Source organism: Streptomyces sp. NPDC091387, assembly GCF_044756945.1.
Lineage (GTDB): Bacteria > Actinomycetota > Actinomycetes > Streptomycetales > Streptomycetaceae > Streptomyces.
Genome location: NZ_JBIVTZ010000001.1, coordinates 350,352 through 370,699, shown reverse-complemented (window position 1 = coordinate 370,699; position 20,348 = coordinate 350,352). Strand labels below are relative to the sequence as shown.

Genomic DNA, 20,348 nt, shown 5'->3' with positions numbered 1-20,348 from the left:
CTGTCCGCGAAGTCCCGCCAGGCGTCCGGGCGCTGACGTCAGCGCACTGAGGTGAGGTGTGCGTACGCCACCACGTTGCCCTCGTACCCCGTCGACTTGGAGAACCCGCCGCCACACGTGATCAGCCGCAGCGAGGCGTGTTCCGAGGACCCGTACACCCGCTTGTCGGGGAAGTCCTCGCTGTCGTAGACCTCGATGCCGTCGAGCGCGAAGACGGCGGTGCGGCCGTCCTGCCGGAGCACCTCGACGGTGCTGCCCTTCTTCAGCGTGCCCAGGTTGTAGAAGACGGACGGGCCCTGGGCGTTGTCGACATGGCCGGCGACGATCGCACTGCCCTTGGCGCCCGGTGGGGTGCCGTCCCTGTACCAGCCGACGATGTCGGTGTTCCCGGCCGGAGGCACGTCGAGGCTGCCGTCCGGCCCGAGCCCGAGCCGCATCATCGGGGCGTCCACCCGGATGCTGGGGATCCGGATGCGGACGGGGGCCGAGGGCCGCAGCGGTTCGGCGACCGGCGATCCCGGCAGCAGTTCCGGTCCGGCGGCGAAGGCCTCGGCGGAGGCCGGGCCCGGCGGGGTCAGCCGGGTGTCCGCGCCGTTCCGGATCAGCCAGACACCGGCCAGCGCCGCGACGACGAGCAGCCAGCCCTTGGCCTTCTGGGACACGGTCGTCCTCCGGGTGACGAAGAGGGATGTGCGGTCCCGTCCCGGTGGCGCTGGGCCACCGGGACGGAAACCAGGCGGTACGGAGAGGTGGAAGTCTCCGTCAGCTGTCGTCCTGCGTGCCGCTCGCCCGGCGACGCAGGAGCCAGGCTCCGCCGACGGCGGTCGCGGCGAGAACGCCGGCGCCCGCCGCGATCTGGGTGGTGTCCGGTCCGACGCTGCCGCCGACACCGGTCCTCACGTGCCCCGTGGGGGCGGTGGGTGCGGCCGAGGAACGGTGGCCGGAGGGGGTCTCCTGGTCCGACGAGCTGTCGTGCGCCGAGGAGTTCTCGCGCGCGGCGGAACTCTCGTGCCCGGACGGGCTCGGCCGCTCGCTGGAGGTGCCGCGGCCCGGGGACACCGGGGAGTCCGGCACGAGGGCGGAACCGGCGGCCTCGGCCTCGTCGAGCCCCGAGGAGCCGTAGTCCGACGCGTCGTCACCCGAGGCGTCGTAGGCCGAGGCATCGTCGGTGTCCGCGGGGGAGTCCCTCCCGGAGCCGTCCGGAGCCCTGTCCGTGCCGGCGGTGGCGGTGGCGTCCGTGCCGGCGGTGCCGGCCGGGTCCGCGCTGTCCTTGCCCGCGGTGCCGGCGGCCTTCACCTCGATCTCGCCGGTGGCCTCCTTGCCGTTCTCGCAGGCCACGTCGATGCTGTACGGGCCGGGCTCGACGTTGCCCGGCACCCGGAACGAACCGGCCAGCACCTCCTTGAGGGTGGCCGGTGCCAGCGCGAAGCGGGACGCCTCCAGGGAGCTCGCGTCACCGGTCGCGCCGGTGTCGCTCCCGCAGGCGGTGGTGTTCACGGTGACCGTGGTTCCCGGAGCCGCGCTCGCCGGGGTGATCTCCAGCGGGCCCAGTTCGTCCCCGTACGCCGACGGGGCGGCGGTGCAGAGGCCGAGCGCGGCGGCGGCGAGGGCCGCGGCAGCGGTGCCGGTCACGAGGCGAGCAGGACTGCGCATGGGGGGTTCCTCCGAGCAAGGGGCGCTGGCGGGTGTGTCCTGGCTCCGAGCTAACGGCCGGGGGGCCGCCCACGCCTGCTGACACCAAGTCAGCTGTCACCCGTTCGGACCGGCGCAGCCTCCTTGCCACGCGGAATGCGTGCAGGTCAGGGTGCTGGTGGTGGGGGACGGGTGGCACTCTGCGGGGGCCGGTGCCGATCGGGTGACGACGCCCGAGGCGGATGTGGCGCACGTCACACGCATGACCTTGTGGTCGGGGGGCACACGCATCACACCCCCCACGGGACGGCGTCCACTCGCCGCCTCCGGCCGTCGCCCTCATCGGACCCACCCCCCCTGGGCCCGATGAGGGCGGCTCCGCGTCCGCGGCACCGTTTCAGGAGACGGCAGGCCTTAGGGCCTGTATGGGGTTGTCCCGCGGCGTCACGGGGCTGGGCACGCACGCTCGCAGCGTTGCCGAAACGCCCTGGTAGCTCCGCTACAAGAGCGTTTCTGCGCCTTGCGACCGCACGCACCCAGCCCCGCTCCTCCTTCCGCGTGACAACCCCATACAGGCCCTAGTCCGGAGCGGCGGCGGACCACTCGACGACCGGCGGCCGGACCCGCGCGCAGAGTGGCTGGCCCTTGCCGTCGGAGAGCGGCAGCCGCGCCGTGAGGTGCCCGGAGTGTGCGGCCGCTTCGAGGACGTCCGCCCCGATGTCGGCGAACATCAGCTTGGCCCGCCGGAACATCGAGAAGAGGCCGTTCTCGTCGACCGTCCCCCATGACAGGTAGACGAAGCGCCCGCCGAGCCTGTCCTGCACGTACGGCCCGCTGATCTCGACACCGCCCGCACCGTCCGTGGAGGCGGAGGCGGCAACGACGGTGGCGGTGCAGTCCAGCGTCCAGGAGGCGGACGCGGCGTCACCCGGATGCGGCCCGAGGAGTTCGCCCGGCTGGTCCTTGCGCTGCACGCCCACGTGGATGTTCTCGTGGCCGGCGAAGTCGCCGCCGGGCCCGCAGGAGCGGCCGGGCAGGCGTGAGCCCTCGATGTGGATCTGCATGCGCGACTGCGGGCCTTCGGTGGGGATCTCCATGCGCTCCATGGTCCCCTCTCGGGGCCCCGCCCCCGACCGGCCGGGCCCGCCGAGACGCCTCCCGCCCACCGGGGCCGGAGGTCTCAGACGGTGTCCCAGGATGCCTTCCCGTAGGCCGCGTCCAGCCGCTCCATCAGCTCCGCGTCCACCGTGAACGCGGTGTCATCGATCCGCCGGACCGGTGCGATGCCCTGCGAGTTGGTGACGAACGCCGACCGGTAGGCCCTCAGCCCGTCCAGCGTCACCGGACTCCGCCGCGACCGGACCCCCGCGCCGGGGAACTCCTGTTCCAGCAGCGCCATGGTGGTACCGAGCAGCGCGGGCGCCTGTGGCCAGACGACCGAATCGCCGTCCCAGAAACCGATGTTGGTGAACGCCCCCTCGGTCACCGAGCCGTCCGGCAGGGTCAGCACCGCATCGTCGTAGCCCGCGCGGGAGGCGAGATTCCCGTAGTACGTCTGGCCGAACTCGCCGGGACGCTTGAGGTGCGGCACGGCGCGGGCATACGGGACGGACATCATGCTCCTCGGCTCCGTGGACATCCGCGCAGGGGCGCGCACCGTGACCATGACCGTCGTCCCGGTGGCGCCCGGCGGCAGGAATCCGTGCACCCGCACCGAGCCGTCGACGGCCCCCGCACCCTGGAGCGCGTGCCGGATCAGCTCGCGCACCCGCCCGCCGTCCAGCGGGAGTTCGAAGATCGCCCGGTTCGCGCTGTCCAGCCGGTCCAGGTGCAGCCCGAGGCCGCGCACCCGGCAACCCCTGACCTGCATGGCGGTGAAATGGCCGTAGTCGAAGAAGGCGGCCGTCCGCAGGTCGTCCTCGGTGGCCGGATGTCCGTCGAACTCGGCGTACGGGACCGGTGCGGCTGCTGGAGTCGTCATGCGTTCCACGGTATGCCGACACGCGCGGCGGGGGGTCGGATGCCCGGCGCTTGACCTCAACCATGGTTGAGGCGTGAGCCTCTTCGCATGGACCTCAACACCGCTGACTCCACAGCCACCGCCACAGCGACCATCTCCGCCACCTCGTCCGGCGAGGCCCCTCTGAAGGTCGCCGTCATTCTCGCCAGCAACCGCGAGGGCCGCTTCGCCCCCGTCGTCGCCGACTGGTTCCTCTCCCGCACCGACGGCCACCCCGCCGTCGTGACCGACCTGGTCGATGTCGCCGGACTCGACCTCCCGACCGTGCACTCGTACCGCCCCGCACCCGAGACGGCGGACCGGCTGGCCGAGGTCGCGGGCCGGCTGGCGGCGGCCGACGCCTTCGTCGTCATCACGCCCGAGTACAACCACTCCTACCCGGCCCCGCTCAAGAACCTCATCGACTGGCACCACGCCGAATGGCAGGCCAAACCCGTCGCCTTCGTCTCCTACGGCGGGGTCTCCGGCGGGCTGCGCGCCGTCGAGCACCTGCGCCAGGTCTTCGCCGAACTGCACGCCGTCTCGATCCGCGACACCGTCTCCTTCCACAACGCCGGCGCGCTCTTCGACGACGAGGGCAGGCACCGGGACCCCGCCGGTGCCGACGCCGCCGCGAAGTCGCTGCTCGACCAGCTGGTGTGGTGGGGCCGGGCGCTGCGGGACGCGAAGGAGGTACGGCCGTACGGTGGTTGACCGACGGCAGCGGCTCCGGCCCCCGCAATGGAGGAGGACCGCTGCCGGATCCGAGGACCCCGAAGAGGAGGCCGAAGGCGACCTTCGCCCGCATGGCTGACCGTGCTGACCACGACGGACAGCGAGGAGAAGGCCCGGCTGCCGGCGCAGGGCGTGGTGGAGGCGCGGCTCGCCGCCTGCGTACAGATCTCCGCGCCCGTCCTCGCGGTCTACCGGTGGCAGAACGCCATCGAGACCACGGAGGAGTGGCAGCTGCTCCTCAAGACGACGGCCGAGCGGTACGACGAACTGGAGGCCCGTCTCCAGGAGGCGCACGGCTACGACACCCCGGAGATCATCGCGATCCCGGTGGTACGGGGCAGCGCCGGCTACCTCGGCCGGGTGCCGGCGGAGACCGCACCGGCCACCTCGGGAGGGAGCCCGGGGCCCCGGCTCCCGTGAGGAGGCGCGCTCACCGTCCCTCCGCCGCGAGGGCCGATTCCACACCGGGCTCCCGGGGGCCCAGGAAGTGCGGGTCGGGCCTGAACAGCGCCTCCAGGGCCGCCTTCCCCGACGCGGCGAGCTCCCGCGTCCCGCCGTAGTACCAGGTCGCATCGTGTGTGGCGTCGACCCCGACGCCGTACACGTCGATCCCCGCCGCCCGGCACAGGGCGATCGCCCGCCGGATGTGGAAGCCCTGGGTCACCAGCACGGCCCGCTCCACCCCGAAGACCTTCCTGGCCCGCACGCACGAGTCCCAGGTGTCGAAGCCGGCGTAGTCGCTGACGATCCTGCTGTCCGGCACCCCGTGCTCGACCAGGAACGTGCGCATCGCGTCCGGCTCGTCGTACTCCACCCGGCTGTTGTCACCGGTCACCAGCACGACCTTCACCTTCTTCGCCCGGTACAGCTCGGCCGCCGCCCGCAGCCGGTTCGCGAGATACGGGGACGGCTTCCCGTCCCACAGCCCCGCACCGAACACCACGGCGACCTGCCGCGCGGGCACGTCCGCCGTCGTCCTGACCCGGGCGTCGGCCACCGAGTGCATCCAGGTGGCGGGTGCCAGGCCCAGCACACAGGCGACCATCACCCCCTGCACGGCCCGGCGCCGCCCCTGCCTGGTCCGTGGCAGCCGGGGCCGCAGCCGGGCCGCCGTTCTCCTCAGCCGGCCCCGGCCCACCCCTGCACCCCGCCGCTTCAGCCGCATGAGAGCCCCTCGTTCCTGTCTTTGCCCTGTGCCGTGCCGAACTGTCCCCCTATGGCTTGACGACAGGACGGCCCAAAGGGTTCTGCGTGATCGCCACCACCCGCCCGGATTCGCCGGCCGGAGCGCGGCCGCCGCCGTCCGACAGCGCCCGGGGCCGTGCGGTGGGGCCGCGGCAAACACCGGTGACCGGCCCGCAACGACGCGGCAACCTGCGCCCGGCACCATCGGTCCATGACGGAGCCGGCACCGGAACACCCTCAGGAGTCCCCGCCCCTCGACAGCACCGCCCAACTGCTGACCCGCATCACCGCACAGCTCGGGTCCCAGCTCAGCCTCGTCTCACCGAACGGAACCCGACGGCCCGTGCACCGCACCCGGCACCAGCCCGCACCCGGCGACACGAGCCCCCTGGCCCCCGCCCTCGTCGCCGTCGTTCCCGCCTACGCCTCCGCCGCGACGCCCACCGTACGGGCCGCCCTGCGCGCACTGGCCGCCCGCGGCCGCCGACGGGTCGCCGTCGCCTCGTACTTCACCGCCCCCGGACGCTTCGCCTCGGCCGTGGCCCAGGCCGCTCCGTGGATCGCCGCGGCCCCGCTCGGCGCGCACCCGGCGATGGCCCGGCTGCTGCTGCACCGCTACGACCAGGCGCGGACGACCGGTGTCCCGGCACACGAAAATCGGATGAACGTACATTTCCTGGCGTCCGCCTGAGCCCTCTTGTCAGCCCGGCCGATTAATGTCGACCCCATGGAAGGCACGCACCACACGCAGGAATCAGACACGGCTCCCTACGGCGCCGCCGACGCCGAGCGCTGGGACACCGAACCCGACAAACGGCCCGGCCGCACCGCCTTCCAGCGCGACCGCGCCCGCGTGCTCCACTCCGCCGCGCTGCGCCGGCTCGCCGGAAAGACCCAGGTGGTCACCCCCGGCACCCGCAGCTACGCCTGGGACGCCAGCCCCCGTACCCGCCTCACCCACTCCCTGGAATGCGCCCAGGTCGGCCGGGAGCTCGGCGCCGCGCTCGGCTGCGACCCCGACCTGGTCGAGACGGCCTGCCTCTCCCACGACATGGGCCACCCGCCCTTCGGCCACAACGGCGAGCAGGCGCTCAACGACTTCGCCTCGGACTGCGGCGGCTTCGAGGGGAACGCCCAGTCGCTGCGCCTGCTGACCCGGCTCGAACCGAAGCGGTTCGTCCCCGACCCCCGCACCGGCGAGCTGGTCAGCGTCGGACTCAACCTGACCCGCGCCGCGCTCGACGCCGCCACCAAGTACCCCTGGCCCCGGGGCGCGCACCCCACCGACCCCGGCTCGCCGAAGTTCGGGGTCTACGAGGACGACCTGCCGGTCTTCGACTGGTTCCGCGAGGGCGCCCCGCGGGACCGCAAGTGCTTCGAGGCCCAGGTGATGGACTGGTCCGACGACGTGGCGTACTCCGTCCACGACTTCGAGGACGGGCTGCACGCCGGGCACATCGACCCCAACTGCCTGGACGCCGAACCGGAGCGGCAGGAGATCTGGCAGGTCGCCATCGGACGGTACGTCCCGGCGGACACCGACCCCGAGGAGCTGTCCGAGGCCCTGGACCGGCTCATCGGCCAGGACTGGTGGCCGCACGGCTACGACGGCTCGGCCGTCGCCCAGGCCCGGCTGAAGGACGCCACGAGCCAGCTGATCGGCCGGTTCTGCCTCGCCGCGGAGAGCGGTACCCGCCTGGCGTACGGCACCGGCCGCCTCGGCAGGTACGGTGCCGAGCTCGTCGTGCCCCGCGAGGCGCGCAACGAATGCGCGTTGCTCAAGGCGGTCGCCGACCGCTACGTCATGCAGCGCGCCGAACAGGAGGCGATCCGCGCCGAGCAGCGGATCGTCATCGCCGAACTGGCCGCGGCGCTCACCGCCCGCGCGCCCGAGGGCCTTGAGCCGCAGCTGCGGGCGCTCTACGAGGCCGCGCCCGACGACCGGTCCCGCAAGCGCGTCCTGGTCGACCAGATCGCCGCCCTGACCGACGCGTCGGCCCGCACCCTGCACCACTCGCTCACCGCGCCCGGCCGATGACCCCGCACCGGACCCCTCCCACGCGGTTCCCGCTCCGGCGAAGACCGGCCCGGCCCGCACCGGAGGTCACCGCGTACGGGTCCCGCCCGCGCATGTCCCGCCGCGGCGGGGCGCGGCGGCGACGTCCGGCCATGTGACAGGTGGTGTGCTGGGTACGCGTACCGCGTCGCCCCGCCGCGTACCTGCCACCCTGGTCCCCGTGGTGCGGCACCGGTCCGCGGACCGGCCCATGACCACGGGGTGTGACCTGATCGGGTCACACCCTCTTTCGCCATCACGCTGCGTGCGGGACGCTCGCAGTTGGCGCCGCGCAGCAAGCACCGAGGAGGCATCAAGTGGTCGACGCACATCGGACGTTCGTCATTGTCGGCGGAGGACTGGCCGGAGCGAAGGCGGCGGAGACGCTCCGCTCCGCGGGTTTCAGCGGCCGGGTCATCCTCATCGGAGATGAGCGCGACCATCCCTACGAACGCCCGCCGCTCTCCAAGGCGTACCTGGCCGGAAAGGAGGAACGCGACAGCGTCTTCGTCCACGAGACGGCCTGGTACGCGGGTGCCGACATCGAGCTCCACCTCGGCCAGCCCGTCACCGTACTGAACCGCGACGCCCGCTCCGTGGAGCTCGGCGACGGCACCGTCATCCACTACGACAAGCTGCTGCTGGCCACCGGCGCGGAGCCGCACCGCCTCGACATCCCCGGCACCGGACTGGCGGGCGTCCACCACCTGCGCCGCCTCGCCCACTCCGACCGGCTGCGCAACGTCCTGGCCGCGCTCGGCCGCGACAACGGCCATCTGGTGATCGCCGGAGCCGGCTGGATCGGCCTGGAGGTCGCGGCGGCGGCCCGCGGATACGGCGCGGAGGTCACCGTCGTCGAACCGGAGGCGACCCCGCTGCACCGGGTCATCGGTCCCGAGCTCGGCCAGCTCTTCACCGATCTGCACAGTGACCACGGCGTCCGCTTCCACTTCGGCGGCCGGCTCACCGAGATCGTCGGCCAGGACGGCATGGTGCTCGCGGTCCGCACCGACGACGGCGAGGAGCACCCCGCCCACGACGTGCTCGCCGCGATCGGGGCCGCCCCCCGCTCCGCCCTCGCCGAGGCCGCGGGCCTCGACATCGCACCGCGCGCCCAGGGCGGCGGCATCGCCGTGGACGCCTCCCTGCGCACCAGCGACCCGCACATCTACGCCGCCGGTGACGTCGCCAACGTGGCCCATCCGCTGCTCGGCACCCGGCTGCGGGTGGAGCACTGGGCCAACGCGCTGAACGGCGGCCCGGCGGCGGCCCGCGCCATGCTCGGCCAGGACGTCTCCTACGACCGGGTGCCGTACTTCTTCTCCGACCAGTACGACCTCGGCCTGGAGTACTCGGGCTGGGCACCGCCCGGCAGCTACGACCAGGTGGTGATCCGCGGCGACGCGGGCAAGCGCGAGTTCATCGCCTTCTGGCTGAAGGACGGCAGGGTGCTCGCCGGGATGAACGTGAACGTGTGGGACGTCACCGACACCGTGCAGGAGCTGATCAAGGCCGGTCAGCCGGTCGACCCGGACGCGCTGGCCGATCCCTCCGTGCCGCTGGAATCACTGATCTGAGCGGTCCGGACCGCCCCGTGCCGGAGCCCGCCGGGCCCCGGCACGGGCGGACCCGGGCACCGCGGGCGGCCCGCGTCACACCCCGCCCGCGCCATGGCTGTCCCTGCCCACCCGTAGACTTCACCCGTGGCAGGCAGGATCAATGACGACGACGTGAAGGCGGTCCGGGACGCGGTCCCGATCGACGCCGTCGTTTCCGAGTACCTCCAGCTGCGCAACGCGGGCGGTGGGAACCTCAAGGGCCTGTGCCCCTTCCACGACGAGAAGTCCCCCTCCTTCCAGGTCAGTCCGAGCAAGGGTCTCTTCCACTGCTTCGGCTGCCAGGAAGGCGGCGACACGATCGCCTTCGTGATGAAGATCGACCACCTCCAGTTCTCCGAGGTGGTCGAGCGGCTCGCCGCCCAGGCCGGCATCACCCTGCGGTACGAGGAGGGCGGGTACAACCCCTCCCACCAGCGCGGTGAGCGGATCAGGCTGGTCGAGGCACACAAGGCGGCCGCCCAGTTCTACGTCGAGCAGCTGGACGGCCCCGAGGCGGAGATCGGCCGCAAGTTCCTCGCCGAGCGCGGCTTCGACCAGGCCGCGGCCACCCACTTCGGCGTCGGCTACAGCCCGGCCGGCTGGGACCACCTCACCCGCTATCTGCGCGGCAAGGGCTTCAGCGACAAGGAGCTGATCGCCTCCGGCATCTCCCAGGACGGCAGGCGCGGCCCCATCGACCGCTTCCGCGGCCGGCTGATGTGGCCGATCAGCGACACCGCGGGCGACATCGTCGGCTTCGGCGCCCGCAAACTGCGCGACGACGACAACGGCCCGAAGTACCTCAACACCCCCGAGACCGCGATCTACAAGAAGTCCCAGGTGCTGTACGGCATCGACCTGGCCAAGAAGGACATCGCGAAGGCCAGCCGGGCCGTCGTCGTCGAGGGCTACACCGACGTGATGGCCTGCCACCTCGCCGGGATCACCACCGCCATCGCCACCTGCGGCACCGCGTTCGGCGGCGACCACATCAAGATCCTGCGCCGGCTCCTCATGGACAACGGCAGCGCCCGGGTGATCTTCACCTTCGACGGTGACGCGGCAGGCCAGAAGGCCGCCCTGCGCGCCTTCGAGGACGACCAGAAGTTCGCCGCCGAGACCTACATCGCGATCGCCCCGGACAACATGGACCCGTGCGATCTGCGGCTCGCCAAGGGCGACGAGGCCGTCCGCGACCTGGTCGAACCCCGCACCCCGCTCTTCGAGTTCGCCCTCCGCCAGATCGTCGGCCGCTACGACCTGGAGACCCCGGCGGGCCGCGCCGCCGCGCTCGACGAGGCCGCCCCCGTCGTCGCCAAGATCAAGACGGGCAGCGTGCAGCGCGAGGTCGCCGTCCAGCTGGCCGGCTTCGTCGGCATCCTGGACCAGGAGTACGTCGTGCACCGGGTCAACCAGCTCGCCCAGTGGGCCCGCGGCCGGGGCGGCGACCAGCGAGGACCCACGCGCTCCTCCTCCCGCTCCGGCGCCCCGCACCAGCAGGCCCAGCCCTCCGCCTCGCCCTCAGGCCCCTCCGGACCCGCGCTCAACCTCCGCAGCCCGGCCCACCGCACCGAGCGCGAGCTCCTCAAGCTCGCCCTGCAGAAGCCCGCCCTGGTCTCCCCGGCCTTCGACGCCTACGGGACGGACGAGTTCACCGCCCCGCCCTACGCGGCCGTCCGCGAGTGCATCGCGGAGGTCGGCGGCGCCGAGCTGGGCGTCGCGGAGACCCGCGAATACCTCGTCCAGGTGCTCGACGCGACCCCCAACGAAACCGTGCGCAAGCTGGTCACCGAGCTGGCGGTCGAGGTCTTCCGCGGCAAGTCCATCGACGAGGCCTACGCGGGCGAGCAGCTCGTCCAGGTCCGGCTGCGCGCCGTCGACCGCCGGATCAACGACGTCCAGGGCAGCCTCGCCCGGCTCGGCAGCAATGTCGCCCCGGACCACCTGGCCGCCGCGCAGAACGAGGTCTGGGTCCTCCAGCAGTACGCCCAGTCCCTGCGCAGCAACGGAGCCGACGCGCTCTGAGGCCCCCGGGCCGCCCCCCGGTGACCGTCCGGTCACCGGGTGGACTCAGAAAGTCCCCGCACGCCCCTCGTGGCAGCTGTGTGTCGTACCCCACACTGGGTGGCGGTGCCTGAGTCATCGGAGCGCGGCCGGTCCACCGAACGGTGGTCCTCCATCCCCGCGGTCCGGCAGCGATCACCTGGAGGTCGCCCCCGTGCAGACCCGGACCGTGACCACAACCGAGCATGTCTCGGCGATCCCCGCGCAGCACCGGGCCGTACGTCATCCCGAGGCCGCGGCGGACCCGCCGCCGCACGTGCCCGAACCGCGGCAACGGCCCGGGGAGCCGCCGGACCCGCAGGACACCCCCGACCCGCCCGAGGCGGTCATGGAGGAGTCGGCGGAGCTGCCCGAACCCCCGGCGCGGCGCGGCCGGCCGGACACCGGCGGGCCCTCGTCCGATCTGTTCCGGCAGTATCTGCGGGAGATCGGCCGCATCCCGCTGCTCACCGCCGCCGACGAGGTGGAGCTCGCCCGCAGCGTCGAGGCCGGCCTGTTCGCCGAGGAGCGCCTCGCCCGCACCCCGGACCCCGACACCCGCCTCGCCGTCGATCTGGACCGCCTCGTCGTCATGGGCCGGATGGCCAAACGCCGCCTCATCGAGGCCAACCTGCGCCTGGTCGTCTCCGTGGCCAAACGCTACGTCGGCCGCGGACTGACCATGCTCGACCTGGTCCAGGAGGGAAACCTCGGACTGATCCGGGCGGTCGAGAAGTTCGACTACGCCCGCGGCTACAAGTTCTCGACGTACGCGACCTGGTGGATCCGCCAGGCCATGTCCCGCGCGCTGGCCGACCAGGCGCGGACCATACGGGTCCCGGTCCATGTCGTCGAACTGATCAACCGCGTCGTGCGGGTCCAGCGCCGGATGCTCCAGGAGCGCGGCTACGAGCCGACTCCCGAGGAGGTCGCCGCCCAGCTCGACCTGACCCCGGAGCGGGTGGGCGAGGTGCTGCGCCTCGCCCAGGAACCCGTGTCCCTGCACGCCCCGGTCGGTGAGGAGGACGACGTCTCCCTCGGCGATCTGATCGAGGACGGGGACGCCGCCTCCCCGGTCGAGTCCGCCGCCTTCCTGCTGCTGCGCGAACACCTGGAGGTGGTGCTCTCCACGCTCAACGAGCGCGAGCGCAAGGTGGTCCAGCTGCGGTACGGGCTGGCCGACGGGCGGCCCCGCACGCTGGAGGAGATCGGCCGGATCTTCGGCGTGACCCGTGAGCGCATCCGCCAGATCGAGTCCAAGACCCTCAGCAAACTGCGGGACCACGCCTTCGCCGACCAGCTCCGCGGCTACCTCGACTGAGTACGCGTATCCGCGCACGCGCCGGGGCAGCCGCGGAAACGGCGCCGTCAACAGAGGGTGGCTAGTCGACCTCTGCGACCGCCTGCGCGAACTGGGCCGCGTACAGCCGCGCGTACGCGCCCTGCGCCGCCAGCAGCTCGTCGTGCGTGCCCTGCTCGACGATCGAGCCGTTCTCCATCACCAGGATCACGTCGGCGTCCCGGATGGTGGAGAGCCGGTGTGCGATCACGAAGCTCGTACGACCGTGCGCCAGGCGCGCCATCGCCTTCTGGATCAGCACCTCGGTACGGGTGTCGACCGAGCTGGTCGCCTCGTCGAGCACCAGTATCACCGGGTCGGACAGGAACGCCCGCGCGATGGTGATCAGCTGCTTCTCGCCCGCGCTGACGCCGGTGCCCTCGTCGTCGATCACCGTGTCGTAGCCGTCCGGCAGGGTACGGATGAAGCGGTCGGCGTGGGCCGCCCGCGCCGCCTCCTCGACCTCCTCCCGGGTGACCTCGCCCGACGCGCCGTACGCGATGTTCTCCGCGATGGTGCCGCCGAACAGCCAGGTGTCCTGGAGGACCATGCCGATCCCGGACCGCAGGTCGTCGCGCGACATCGTCGCGACGTCCACCCCGTCCAGGGCGATCCGGCCGCCCGTCACCTCGTAGAACCGCATCAGCAGGTTGACCAGCGTCGTCTTGCCGGCGCCGGTCGGGCCGACGATCGCGACCGTGTGACCCGGTTCGACACTCAGCGACAGGTCCTCGATGAGCGGCTTCTCCGGGTCGTAGCGGAACGACACGTGCTCCAGCGAGACGCTGCCGCGCAGCTCCTGCGGGTGCGCGCCCTTGCCCGGTGCGGGATCGGCGTCCTGCTCCTCGGCGTCCAGCAGCTCGAAGATCCGCTCGGCGGAGGCCACCCCGGACTGCACCAGGTTCGCCATGGAGGCGACCTGGGTCAGCGGCATGGAGAACTGCCGCGAGTACTGGATGAAGGCCTGCACATCACCGATCGACAGCGAACCGGAGGCGACGCGCAGCCCGCCGATCACGGCGATCAGCACATAGTTCAGGTTCGACACGAACATCATCAGCGGCTGCATGATCCCGCTGTTGAACTGCGCCTTGAACCCGGCCTCGTACAGCGCGTCGTTCTGCTCGGCGAAGTCCCGCGCGGACTCGTCCTGCCGGCCGAAGACCTTCACCAGGGTGTGCCCGGTGTACATCTCCTCGATGTGGGCGTTGAGCTTGCCCGTCACCTTCCACTGCTGGACGAACTGCGGCTGCGAGCGCTTGCCCACCTTGGTCGCCACGACCACCGACAGCGGCACCGTCACCAGCGCGACGAGCGCCAGCAGCGGCGAGATCCAGAACATCATGATCAGCACACCGACGATGGTCAGCAGCGAGTTGATGAGCTGGCCCATCGTCTGCTGCATCGTCTGCGAGATGTTGTCTATGTCGTTCGTCGCCCGGCTGAGCACCTCGCCGCGCTTCTGCTGGTCGAAGTACGACAGCGGCAGCCGCGACAGCTTCGTCTGGATGTCCTCGCGCATCTGGAACACGACCCGGTTGATCACCCGGATCGACAGCCGCGTCGACACCAGCATCAGCAGCCCGGCACCGACGTACACGGCCAGCGCCGCCAGCAGCACCCGGCCGATCGCGTCGAAGTCCATGCCCTGCCCGGGGACGAAGTCCACCTTGGAGAGCATGTCGGCCAGGCCGCTGTTGGACCTGTGCAGGCCCTCGATGGCCTGCTCCTTGGTCGTCCCCGCCCGCATCTGCCGCCCGATGACCCCGGCGAACACCAGGTCGGTGGCCTTGCCGAGGATCTTCGGGCCGACCACGGAGAACGCCACGCTCAGCGCACCGGCCGCCAGCATCACGTACAGCGTGGCCCGCTCCGCGGCGAAGCGCTTCAGCAGCCGCTTCGTGGAGCCCTTGAAGTCCATGGACCGCTGGGTCGGTGCCCCGCCCGCCATCATGCGTCCGCCAGGCCCGGCCATTACGCGGCCTCCGCTTCCGTCAGCTGGGAGAGCACGATCTCCCGGTATGTTTCATTGCCGTCCATCAGCTCGTGATGACTGCCGGAGCCGACGACCCGGCCCTCGTCCATCACCAGGATCCGGTCGGCGTCGCGGATGGTGGACACCCGCTGCGCGACGATCACCACGGTCGCGGCGGCGGTCTCCCGCAGCAGTGCCGCGCGCAGCGCGGCGTCCGTGGCGTAGTCCAGCGCGGAGAACGAGTCGTCGAAGAGGTAGATCTCCGGCTGCTGGACCAGCGTCCGGGCGATCGACAGCCGCTGTCTCTGCCCGCCGGAGACATTGGTGCCGCCCTGCGCGATCGGTGCGTCGAGTCCGTGCTCCAGACCCTCGACGAACTCCTTGGCCTGCGCGACCTCCAGCGCGTGCCACAGCTCCTCGTCGGTCGCGTCCGGGTTCCCGTACCGCAGGTTGGTCGCGACCGTTCCGGAGAACAGGTACGGCTTCTGCGGGACCAGGCTCACGGTCTTCGCCAGCAGCGCCGGAGCCAGCGTCCGTACGTCCGTCCCGTCGACCAGCACCTGGCCGTCCGTCACGTCGAACAGCCGGGGCACGAGACCGAGCAGCGTCGACTTGCCGCTGCCCGTCGACCCGATGATCGCGGTCGTCTCGCCCGGCCGGGCCACCAGATCCACCGACCGCAGCACCGACGCCTCCGCGCCGGGGTAGCGGAAGTTCGCCCCCCGGACCTCCAGATGCCCGTGGGCACGCAGTTCGGTCACCGGATCGACCGGCGGCACCACGCTGGACTCGGTCTCCAGGACCTCCTGGATGCGCTCGGCACAGACCTCGGCGCGCGGCACCATCATGAACATGAAGGTGGCCATCATGACCGACATGACGATCTGCATCAGATAGGAGAGGAACGCGGTCAGCGCCCCGATCTGCATCCCGCCGCTGTCGATCCGGTGCGCGCCGAACCAGACGACGGCGATCGACGACACGTTCACGACCGTCATCACGGTCGGGAACATCAGTGCCATCAGCCGGCCGGTGGACAGTGCCACGTCCGTCAGCTCGGTGTTCGCGCCGCGGAACCGCTTCTCCTCGTAGCCGTCGCGGACGAAGGCGCGGATGACCCGGTTGCCGGTGATCTGCTCACGCAGCACCCGGTTCACCGTGTCGAGCCGCTCCTGCATCGTGCGGAACAGCGGACGCATCCGCTTCACGATCAGGCTCACCGCGATCCCGAGGACCGGCACCACCGCGAGGAGCACCGCGGACAGCGGGACGTCCTGGCCGAGCGCCATGATGATGCCGCCGACACACATGATCGGTGCCGAGACCATCAGCGTGAACGTCATCAGGACCAGCATCTGGACCTGCTGGACGTCATTGGTCGTACGGGTGATCAGTGACGGCGCGCCGAACCGGCCGAGCTCACGCGCGGAGAACGACTGGACCCGGTCGAAGACCGACGCCCGGACGTCTCGGCCCAGTGCGGACGCGGTACGGGCACCGATGTAGACGGCCCCGATGTTGCAGACCACCTGGGCGATGCTGACGACGATCATGGCGCCGCCGTACTGAAGGATGTAGCCCGTGTCCCCCTTGACGACACCGTTGTCGATGATGTCGGCGTTCAGGGTGGGCAGATAGAGGGCGGCGGAGGTCTGGAGCAGCTGGAAGACCACCAGCAGCGCGATCGGCTTCTTGTACGGACCGAGACAGGTCCGCAGGAGTTTTATGAGCACGCGTGTCTCTCGGAGTCGGCATAGGTCGGGAGTCGACCCATTTTCCGGCACCGCCCACCGGGACCGCGAACGTTTTTATTCAAGTCCAGGTCAAAAAAAAGACCGGGTCCATAATTCTTCCACCGAACTCCGCTCCGCCCCCCGGCGGTGTCACCGGAGATAGGCACCCCGGCGCGCGGCATGGAGCGCCCCGCGCATCAGCGCCCCGTACGTCAGCGCGCGGCGTCGAACGCCCCGGGGTGGATCTGGTCCCGCGTCGCCACGTACTGCTGGCGCACCGCCTGACCGACCGCCAACTCCTCGCCGGGATCCAGTACCTGCGCCGCGGCGTCCTGCCAGACCGGGGGAGTGCGCGGATCGAGCGTCCCCTGCGAGACCCCCAGCGCCCAGGCCGCCTGCCGGGCCGCACCCAGCGCTGCGTACTGGGCCGGCTCCGGCACGACCACCTGTGTCCCCAGCAGCATGGGCGCGAGCGCCCGCACGGCCGGCAGCTCGGCGGCGGCGCCCAGCAGGAACACCCGCCGCACCTCGACCCCGCGGCCGCGCAGCACGTCCAGTGCGTCGGCCAGCGAGCAGAGCATCCCCTCGAACGCGGCCCGCGCGAGGTGCTCCGGCTTCATCGACTCCCGCCGCAGCCCGCTCAACGTCCCCGCGGTGTGCGGCAGATGCGGGGTCCGCTCACCCTCCAGATACGGCAGGAGCACCAGCCCGGAGGCGCCCGGCGTCGACTTCAGCGCCAGCGCCGACAGCTCCTCCAGCCCCTCCACGTCCAGCATCTCGGCGGTGCCGCGCAGCGCGCGTACCGCGTTCGACGTGTGCACCACCGGCAGGTGCATCCCGGTGGCGTCCGCGAACGAGGTGATCATCCCGGTCGGATCGGCCAGCGCCTCGTGGTGCACCGCCATCACCGAGCCCGAGGCCCCCAGCGACACCACGGCATCGCCGACCCCGACCCCGAGGCCGAACGCCGCCGCCATCGTCTCGCCGGTACCCGCCGAGATCAGCAGCCCCTCGGGCGTCGTCCCGGCCGCCTCGCAGGGACCGAGCACCTCCGGCAGCGCCGCCCCCCGGCCGAGCGCCAGCTCCACCAGGTCCGGCCGGTAGGACTCACTGCCCGCCGACCAGTAGCCGGTCCCGGACGCGGCACCCCGGTCGGTCGTCCGCCGGGCCGGGCGGCCCAGCAGCTGCCACACCAGCCAGTCGTGCGGCTGGAGCACGGCGGCGACCCGCTGCGCCGTCTCAGGCTCGGTCCGCGCCAGCCAGCGCAGCTTCGCCACCGGCTGGGCGGACTGCGGCACCGCCCCGACCGCCTCGGCCCAGGCCTGCCGCCCGCCCAGCCCGTCGATCAGATCGGCCGCGGCGACCTGCGCCCGCTTGTCGTTGCCGAGCAGCGCGGGGCGCACGAGATTGCCCTGCCGGTCCAGCGGTACGAGCCCGTGCTGCTGCGCGGACACCCCGATGGCCTGCACGCCTTCGAGCAGCCCGCCGGTGGCCGCCTCACCGAGTGAGAGCAGCCACACCTGTGGATCGACCTCGGTGGCCTTCGCCTCCACCGGGTGTGCGGCGTACCCCTGGCGCAGTACGGCACCCGTGTCCGTATCGCAGACCACGATGTGCGTGAAGGCGGATGAACTGTCCAAGCCGGCGACTATGCCCATACACAGATTCTGCCGCACCGCCGGACCATTCCCGTACCGGCGGTGCGGCAGACCTGACGACGGGGCCTCAGGTGTTGGTCGTTCCCCAGTCGTCCTCGCCGTTCGCACCGCGCCCGCGCATCGACCGGACCCGGTCCGTGACGGACGCCGGCACCTTCTCGCCGACCTTGTCGCCCACCGCGTGGTACGCCTTCCCGGCGAACTCGCGGCCGCTCTGGGCGGCCGACTCGCAGGTGTTGCGCACGGCCGGGTTCTGGGCGAACTGGCGTGCGGACTTCTTCAGCTGTTCGTAGCGCTCGCGCCCGGCACGTGTGCCGAGTACGTAACCGAGGGCCACTCCGGCGATGAACGTGAGCCGGTACCGCATGGCTGCCACCCTTCCTTCACTCCGTGCGACGTGTGCTGCCCGCCTACCCGCGGACACCGGAGATCACCCCGGCCGATACCGATTGGCAAAGCACCCCCCTGCTTGCGCTAATGTATGTGTCGCAGCGAACGTCCGCCGCCCGGCAGCCGCCAGGCAGGTGTCGTTCGAGGCGACGCAGCAATCCCCTGTAGCTCAATTGGCAGAGCAGCCGGCTGTTAACCGGCAGGTTACTGGTTCGAGTCCAGTCGGGGGAGCGCGATCCCCTGTAGCTCAATTGGCAGAGCATTCGGCTGTTAACCGGAGGGTTACTGGTTCGAGTCCAGTCGGGGGAGCGGAACGGAAGAGGGCCCTGCGGGGTCCTTTTTCGCGTGCCCCGAACCGGCCCTCCGGCGGTCCGGTCCGGATGGTGCGCGTGGGGCCGGCGTGACTCTTTCGCGTCAACTTCACGTCGCCCGGAACCAGGCACGGAGCAGCGCAGTCTTCATGGTCACGAGTACCCGGGCATCCGGAGCGAGAGATCGTATGACCGGCTATGCTGCGGCAGACGGCGCGCACACATGTACGCGCCAGGCCGAAAAGGGGCGGTAGCTCAGCCGGTTAGAGCAGCGGACTCATAATCCGTCGGCCGTGGGTTCGAGTCCCACCCGCCCCACCACAGCAGAAACGTTGTGACCTGCAGGTTCACCCGATTGATGAGCCGTCGGGCAGGCGCGGTACCGCACGAGTACCGCACGGGGCCCTCGTACGCTTGTCTTCATGGCCTACATCAAGACAAAGACTCTGAGCTCCGGAGGGGCCTCGCACATCGTCTATTGGCGGGCCGGAGGCGGCCGCGCTGGCGCGTGGTGCAACGAGACCTTCGATGATCCCGACCCGGCGGAACGCTTTCGAGACTTGGTGAACGGTCACGGACAGCAATGGCCTCCGGGGTGGATCAAGGGCAAGGGCTTCGTCAAGCCTGACGAACCGGCGGTGCCTGATGCCGAGATGTTCGCCGTGTATGCACACGCCTACGTAGGTCTGCTCACCGATATATCGGACCACACGCGTACAAACTACACCAGATTCATCGATAACCACCTGATTCCGTGGTTCGCGGAGTTGTCGGTCTCCGACCGGGGCCCGCGGTTCACCCGCGCCCACATCAGTCAGTGGATCCTCGACCTGCAAGGTGGCAAGCCTGGTCCGCTGCATCCTGCCGGAACCGAACGCCGACCGTATGCCGCGAAGACGATCGCGAACCTGCACGGCCTGCTGTTCAGCATTCTCGAGTCGGCCGTGACCTCCGATCCGCCGCTGCGCGACTCGAATCCCTGCGCGCACACCCGGCTGCCCAAGGGAAACGACACGGAGGACGACGAGGTCTTCCTTGAACCCGACGAGTACGCCGTCCTTCGGCAGCATGTACGGGCGGACGCTCTGGACATCGTCGATGCTCTGGTGAGCACCGGGCTCCGCTGGGGCGAGATCACGGCGCTCCAGCCCCGCGACTTCACGCTGGTGGGGAAGAGGTCGACGCTCCGCGTGCAGCGGGCCTGGAAGAGGCGCGGCGAGGGCGGAACGTTCCTCGGCGGCCCCCAAGACGAAGAAGTCACGTCGCACCCTCGTGCTCACGCCAGAGCAGGTAAAGCTGTTCCAGAGGCGATGTCAGGGGAAGAAGCCGACCGACCTGATATTCACCGCCCCCGAAGGGGGAGCGTGGCACTCCGGCGTGTTCCACGCGCACCGCTGGAAGCCCGCCCTGGACGGGGCCAACTCCGCCGGCCTCACCAAGCGCCCGCGGATCCACGACCTTCGCCACACCCACGCTTCCTGGCTCATAGCCGGCAAGGTCCCGCTGCCCGTGATTCAGGCCCGCCTCGGCCACGAGTCGATCACGACGACGGTCGACCGGTACGGGCACCTGCTGGAGGCTTCGGACGACGAGGTCGTGGCTGCCGTTGAATGGGCGATGAGTGCTGCCGCAGTCTGATGTTCGTCCCCAGGCCTCGTGACCTTGGCGTGGGCGCCCGGGCGGTGGGAACTTGC

At 71.2% G+C, this 20,348-nt stretch carries 15 protein-coding genes, 3 tRNA genes and 2 pseudogenes; 11 read left to right on the top strand and 9 right to left on the bottom strand.

The genetic code is table 11. The features are described 5' to 3' along the window. Positions 1-38: 38 nt before the first annotated feature. The 4 genes from ACIQM0_RS01870 to ACIQM0_RS01855 all read right to left on the bottom strand — a co-directional run bounded on the left by ACIQM0_RS01870 (position 39) and on the right by ACIQM0_RS01855 (position 3,613). Positions 39-662: a class F sortase gene (locus tag ACIQM0_RS01870; RefSeq protein WP_401282440.1), complete on the bottom strand. Its 624-nt coding sequence runs from the start codon at positions 660-662 to the stop codon at positions 39-41. Positions 663-762: 100 nt separating this feature from the next. Then, on the bottom strand, positions 763-1,653 hold the full coding sequence (locus ACIQM0_RS01865) for a hypothetical protein (protein WP_401282437.1): 891 nt from the start codon (positions 1,651-1,653) through the stop codon (positions 763-765). A 557-nt stretch (positions 1,654-2,210) separates the two neighbouring features. After that, complete coding sequence (locus ACIQM0_RS01860; protein ID WP_401283366.1) at positions 2,211-2,696, bottom strand: DUF5990 family protein; 486 nt, start codon at positions 2,694-2,696, stop codon at positions 2,211-2,213. Between the two features lie 116 nt (positions 2,697-2,812). Then, on the bottom strand, positions 2,813-3,613 hold the full coding sequence (locus ACIQM0_RS01855) for an aminotransferase class IV (protein WP_401282434.1): 801 nt from the start codon (positions 3,611-3,613) through the stop codon (positions 2,813-2,815). Positions 3,614-3,700: 87 nt separating this feature from the next. On the opposite strand from ACIQM0_RS01855, the gene ACIQM0_RS01850 reads away from it, so the two are divergent. Then, a complete protein-coding gene (locus tag ACIQM0_RS01850) occupies positions 3,701-4,345 on the top strand; it encodes an NADPH-dependent FMN reductase (protein WP_401282431.1) in 645 nt (214 codons plus the stop codon). Positions 4,346-4,372: 27 nt separating this feature from the next. Then, a complete protein-coding gene (cutA, locus tag ACIQM0_RS01845; RefSeq protein WP_401282428.1) occupies positions 4,373-4,786 on the top strand; it encodes a divalent-cation tolerance protein CutA in 414 nt (137 codons plus the stop codon). A gap of 10 nt (positions 4,787-4,796) precedes the next feature. On the opposite strand, the gene ACIQM0_RS01840 is transcribed toward cutA, so the two are convergent. Next, complete coding sequence (locus tag ACIQM0_RS01840; protein WP_401282426.1) at positions 4,797-5,531, bottom strand: vancomycin high temperature exclusion protein; 735 nt, start codon at positions 5,529-5,531, stop codon at positions 4,797-4,799. A gap of 423 nt (positions 5,532-5,954) precedes the next feature. On the opposite strand from ACIQM0_RS01840, the pseudogene ACIQM0_RS01835 reads away from it, so the two are divergent. From ACIQM0_RS01835 to ACIQM0_RS01815, 5 genes and pseudogenes are all read left to right on the top strand, one after another. Further along, positions 5,955-6,242: pseudogene (locus ACIQM0_RS01835) on the top strand (CbiX/SirB N-terminal domain-containing protein); the annotation flags it as partial. 36 nt (positions 6,243-6,278) lie between these two features. After that, positions 6,279-7,589, top strand: a complete 1,311-nt coding sequence (locus ACIQM0_RS01830; RefSeq protein ID WP_401282423.1) for a deoxyguanosinetriphosphate triphosphohydrolase — start codon at positions 6,279-6,281, stop codon at positions 7,587-7,589. 335 nt (positions 7,590-7,924) lie between these two features. After that, on the top strand, positions 7,925-9,184 hold the full coding sequence (locus ACIQM0_RS01825) for an NAD(P)/FAD-dependent oxidoreductase (protein WP_401282420.1): 1,260 nt from the start codon (positions 7,925-7,927) through the stop codon (positions 9,182-9,184). Positions 9,185-9,310: 126 nt separating this feature from the next. Beyond that, positions 9,311-11,230 (top strand): DNA primase, encoded by a 1,920-nt coding sequence (gene dnaG, locus ACIQM0_RS01820; RefSeq protein ID WP_401282418.1) that lies wholly within the window; start codon positions 9,311-9,313, stop codon positions 11,228-11,230. Between the two features lie 193 nt (positions 11,231-11,423). Beyond that, a complete protein-coding gene (locus tag ACIQM0_RS01815) occupies positions 11,424-12,569 on the top strand; it encodes an RNA polymerase sigma factor (RefSeq protein WP_401282415.1) in 1,146 nt (381 codons plus the stop codon). A 61-nt stretch (positions 12,570-12,630) separates the two neighbouring features. On the opposite strand, the gene ACIQM0_RS01810 is transcribed toward ACIQM0_RS01815, so the two are convergent. The 4 genes from ACIQM0_RS01810 to ACIQM0_RS01795 all read right to left on the bottom strand — a co-directional run bounded on the left by ACIQM0_RS01810 (position 12,631) and on the right by ACIQM0_RS01795 (position 18,320). Next, positions 12,631-14,562: an ABC transporter ATP-binding protein gene (locus ACIQM0_RS01810; protein WP_401282412.1), complete on the bottom strand. Its 1,932-nt coding sequence runs from the start codon at positions 14,560-14,562 to the stop codon at positions 12,631-12,633. Beyond that, complete coding sequence (locus tag ACIQM0_RS01805) at positions 14,562-16,295, bottom strand: ABC transporter ATP-binding protein (protein ID WP_401282409.1); 1,734 nt, start codon at positions 16,293-16,295, stop codon at positions 14,562-14,564. The genes ACIQM0_RS01810 and ACIQM0_RS01805 overlap by 1 nt, the downstream gene beginning before the upstream one ends. A gap of 212 nt (positions 16,296-16,507) precedes the next feature. Further along, positions 16,508-17,953 (bottom strand): FGGY family carbohydrate kinase, encoded by a 1,446-nt coding sequence (locus ACIQM0_RS01800; protein WP_401282406.1) that lies wholly within the window; start codon positions 17,951-17,953, stop codon positions 16,508-16,510. A gap of 67 nt (positions 17,954-18,020) precedes the next feature. After that, entirely contained in the window at positions 18,021-18,320 is a 300-nt protein-coding gene (locus tag ACIQM0_RS01795) for a YtxH domain-containing protein (protein ID WP_401283364.1), read from the bottom strand. A 181-nt stretch (positions 18,321-18,501) separates the two neighbouring features. Here ACIQM0_RS01795 and ACIQM0_RS01790 point away from each other — a divergent pair. The 4 genes and pseudogenes from ACIQM0_RS01790 to ACIQM0_RS01775 form a co-directional block, all read left to right on the top strand. After that, positions 18,502-18,574, top strand: a tRNA-Asn gene (locus ACIQM0_RS01790). 5 nt (positions 18,575-18,579) lie between these two features. Continuing rightward, positions 18,580-18,652: transfer RNA gene (locus ACIQM0_RS01785), tRNA-Asn, on the top strand. A 246-nt stretch (positions 18,653-18,898) separates the two neighbouring features. Then, positions 18,899-18,975, top strand: a tRNA-Ile gene (locus ACIQM0_RS01780). 936 nt (positions 18,976-19,911) lie between these two features. Next, positions 19,912-20,292, top strand: a pseudogene (locus ACIQM0_RS01775) (tyrosine-type recombinase/integrase); the annotation flags it as partial. Positions 20,293-20,348 lie beyond the last annotated feature (56 nt).

Excerpts from the sequence above, each read along its gene's own strand:
- ACIQM0_RS01865 (WP_401282437.1), bottom strand. The coding sequence starts at position 1,653 with ATGCGCAGTCCTGCTCGCCTCGTGACCGGCACCGCTGCCGCGGCCCTC.
- ACIQM0_RS01860 (WP_401283366.1), bottom strand. The coding sequence starts at position 2,696 with ATGCAGATCCACATCGAGGGCTCACGCCTGCCCGGCCGCTCCTGCGGG.
- ACIQM0_RS01855 (WP_401282434.1), bottom strand. The coding sequence starts at position 3,613 with ATGACGACTCCAGCAGCCGCACCGGTCCCGTACGCCGAGTTCGACGGA.
- ACIQM0_RS01850 (WP_401282431.1), top strand. The coding sequence starts at position 3,701 with ATGGACCTCAACACCGCTGACTCCACAGCCACCGCCACAGCGACCATC.
- cutA (WP_401282428.1), top strand. The coding sequence starts at position 4,373 with ATGGAGGAGGACCGCTGCCGGATCCGAGGACCCCGAAGAGGAGGCCGA.
- ACIQM0_RS01840 (WP_401282426.1), bottom strand. The coding sequence starts at position 5,531 with ATGCGGCTGAAGCGGCGGGGTGCAGGGGTGGGCCGGGGCCGGCTGAGG.
- ACIQM0_RS01830 (WP_401282423.1), top strand. The coding sequence starts at position 6,279 with ATGGAAGGCACGCACCACACGCAGGAATCAGACACGGCTCCCTACGGC.
- ACIQM0_RS01810 (WP_401282412.1), bottom strand. The coding sequence starts at position 14,562 with ATGGCCGGGCCTGGCGGACGCATGATGGCGGGCGGGGCACCGACCCAG.
- ACIQM0_RS01800 (WP_401282406.1), bottom strand. The coding sequence starts at position 17,953 with ATGGGCATAGTCGCCGGCTTGGACAGTTCATCCGCCTTCACGCACATC.
- ACIQM0_RS01795 (WP_401283364.1), bottom strand. The coding sequence starts at position 18,320 with ATGCGGTACCGGCTCACGTTCATCGCCGGAGTGGCCCTCGGTTACGTA.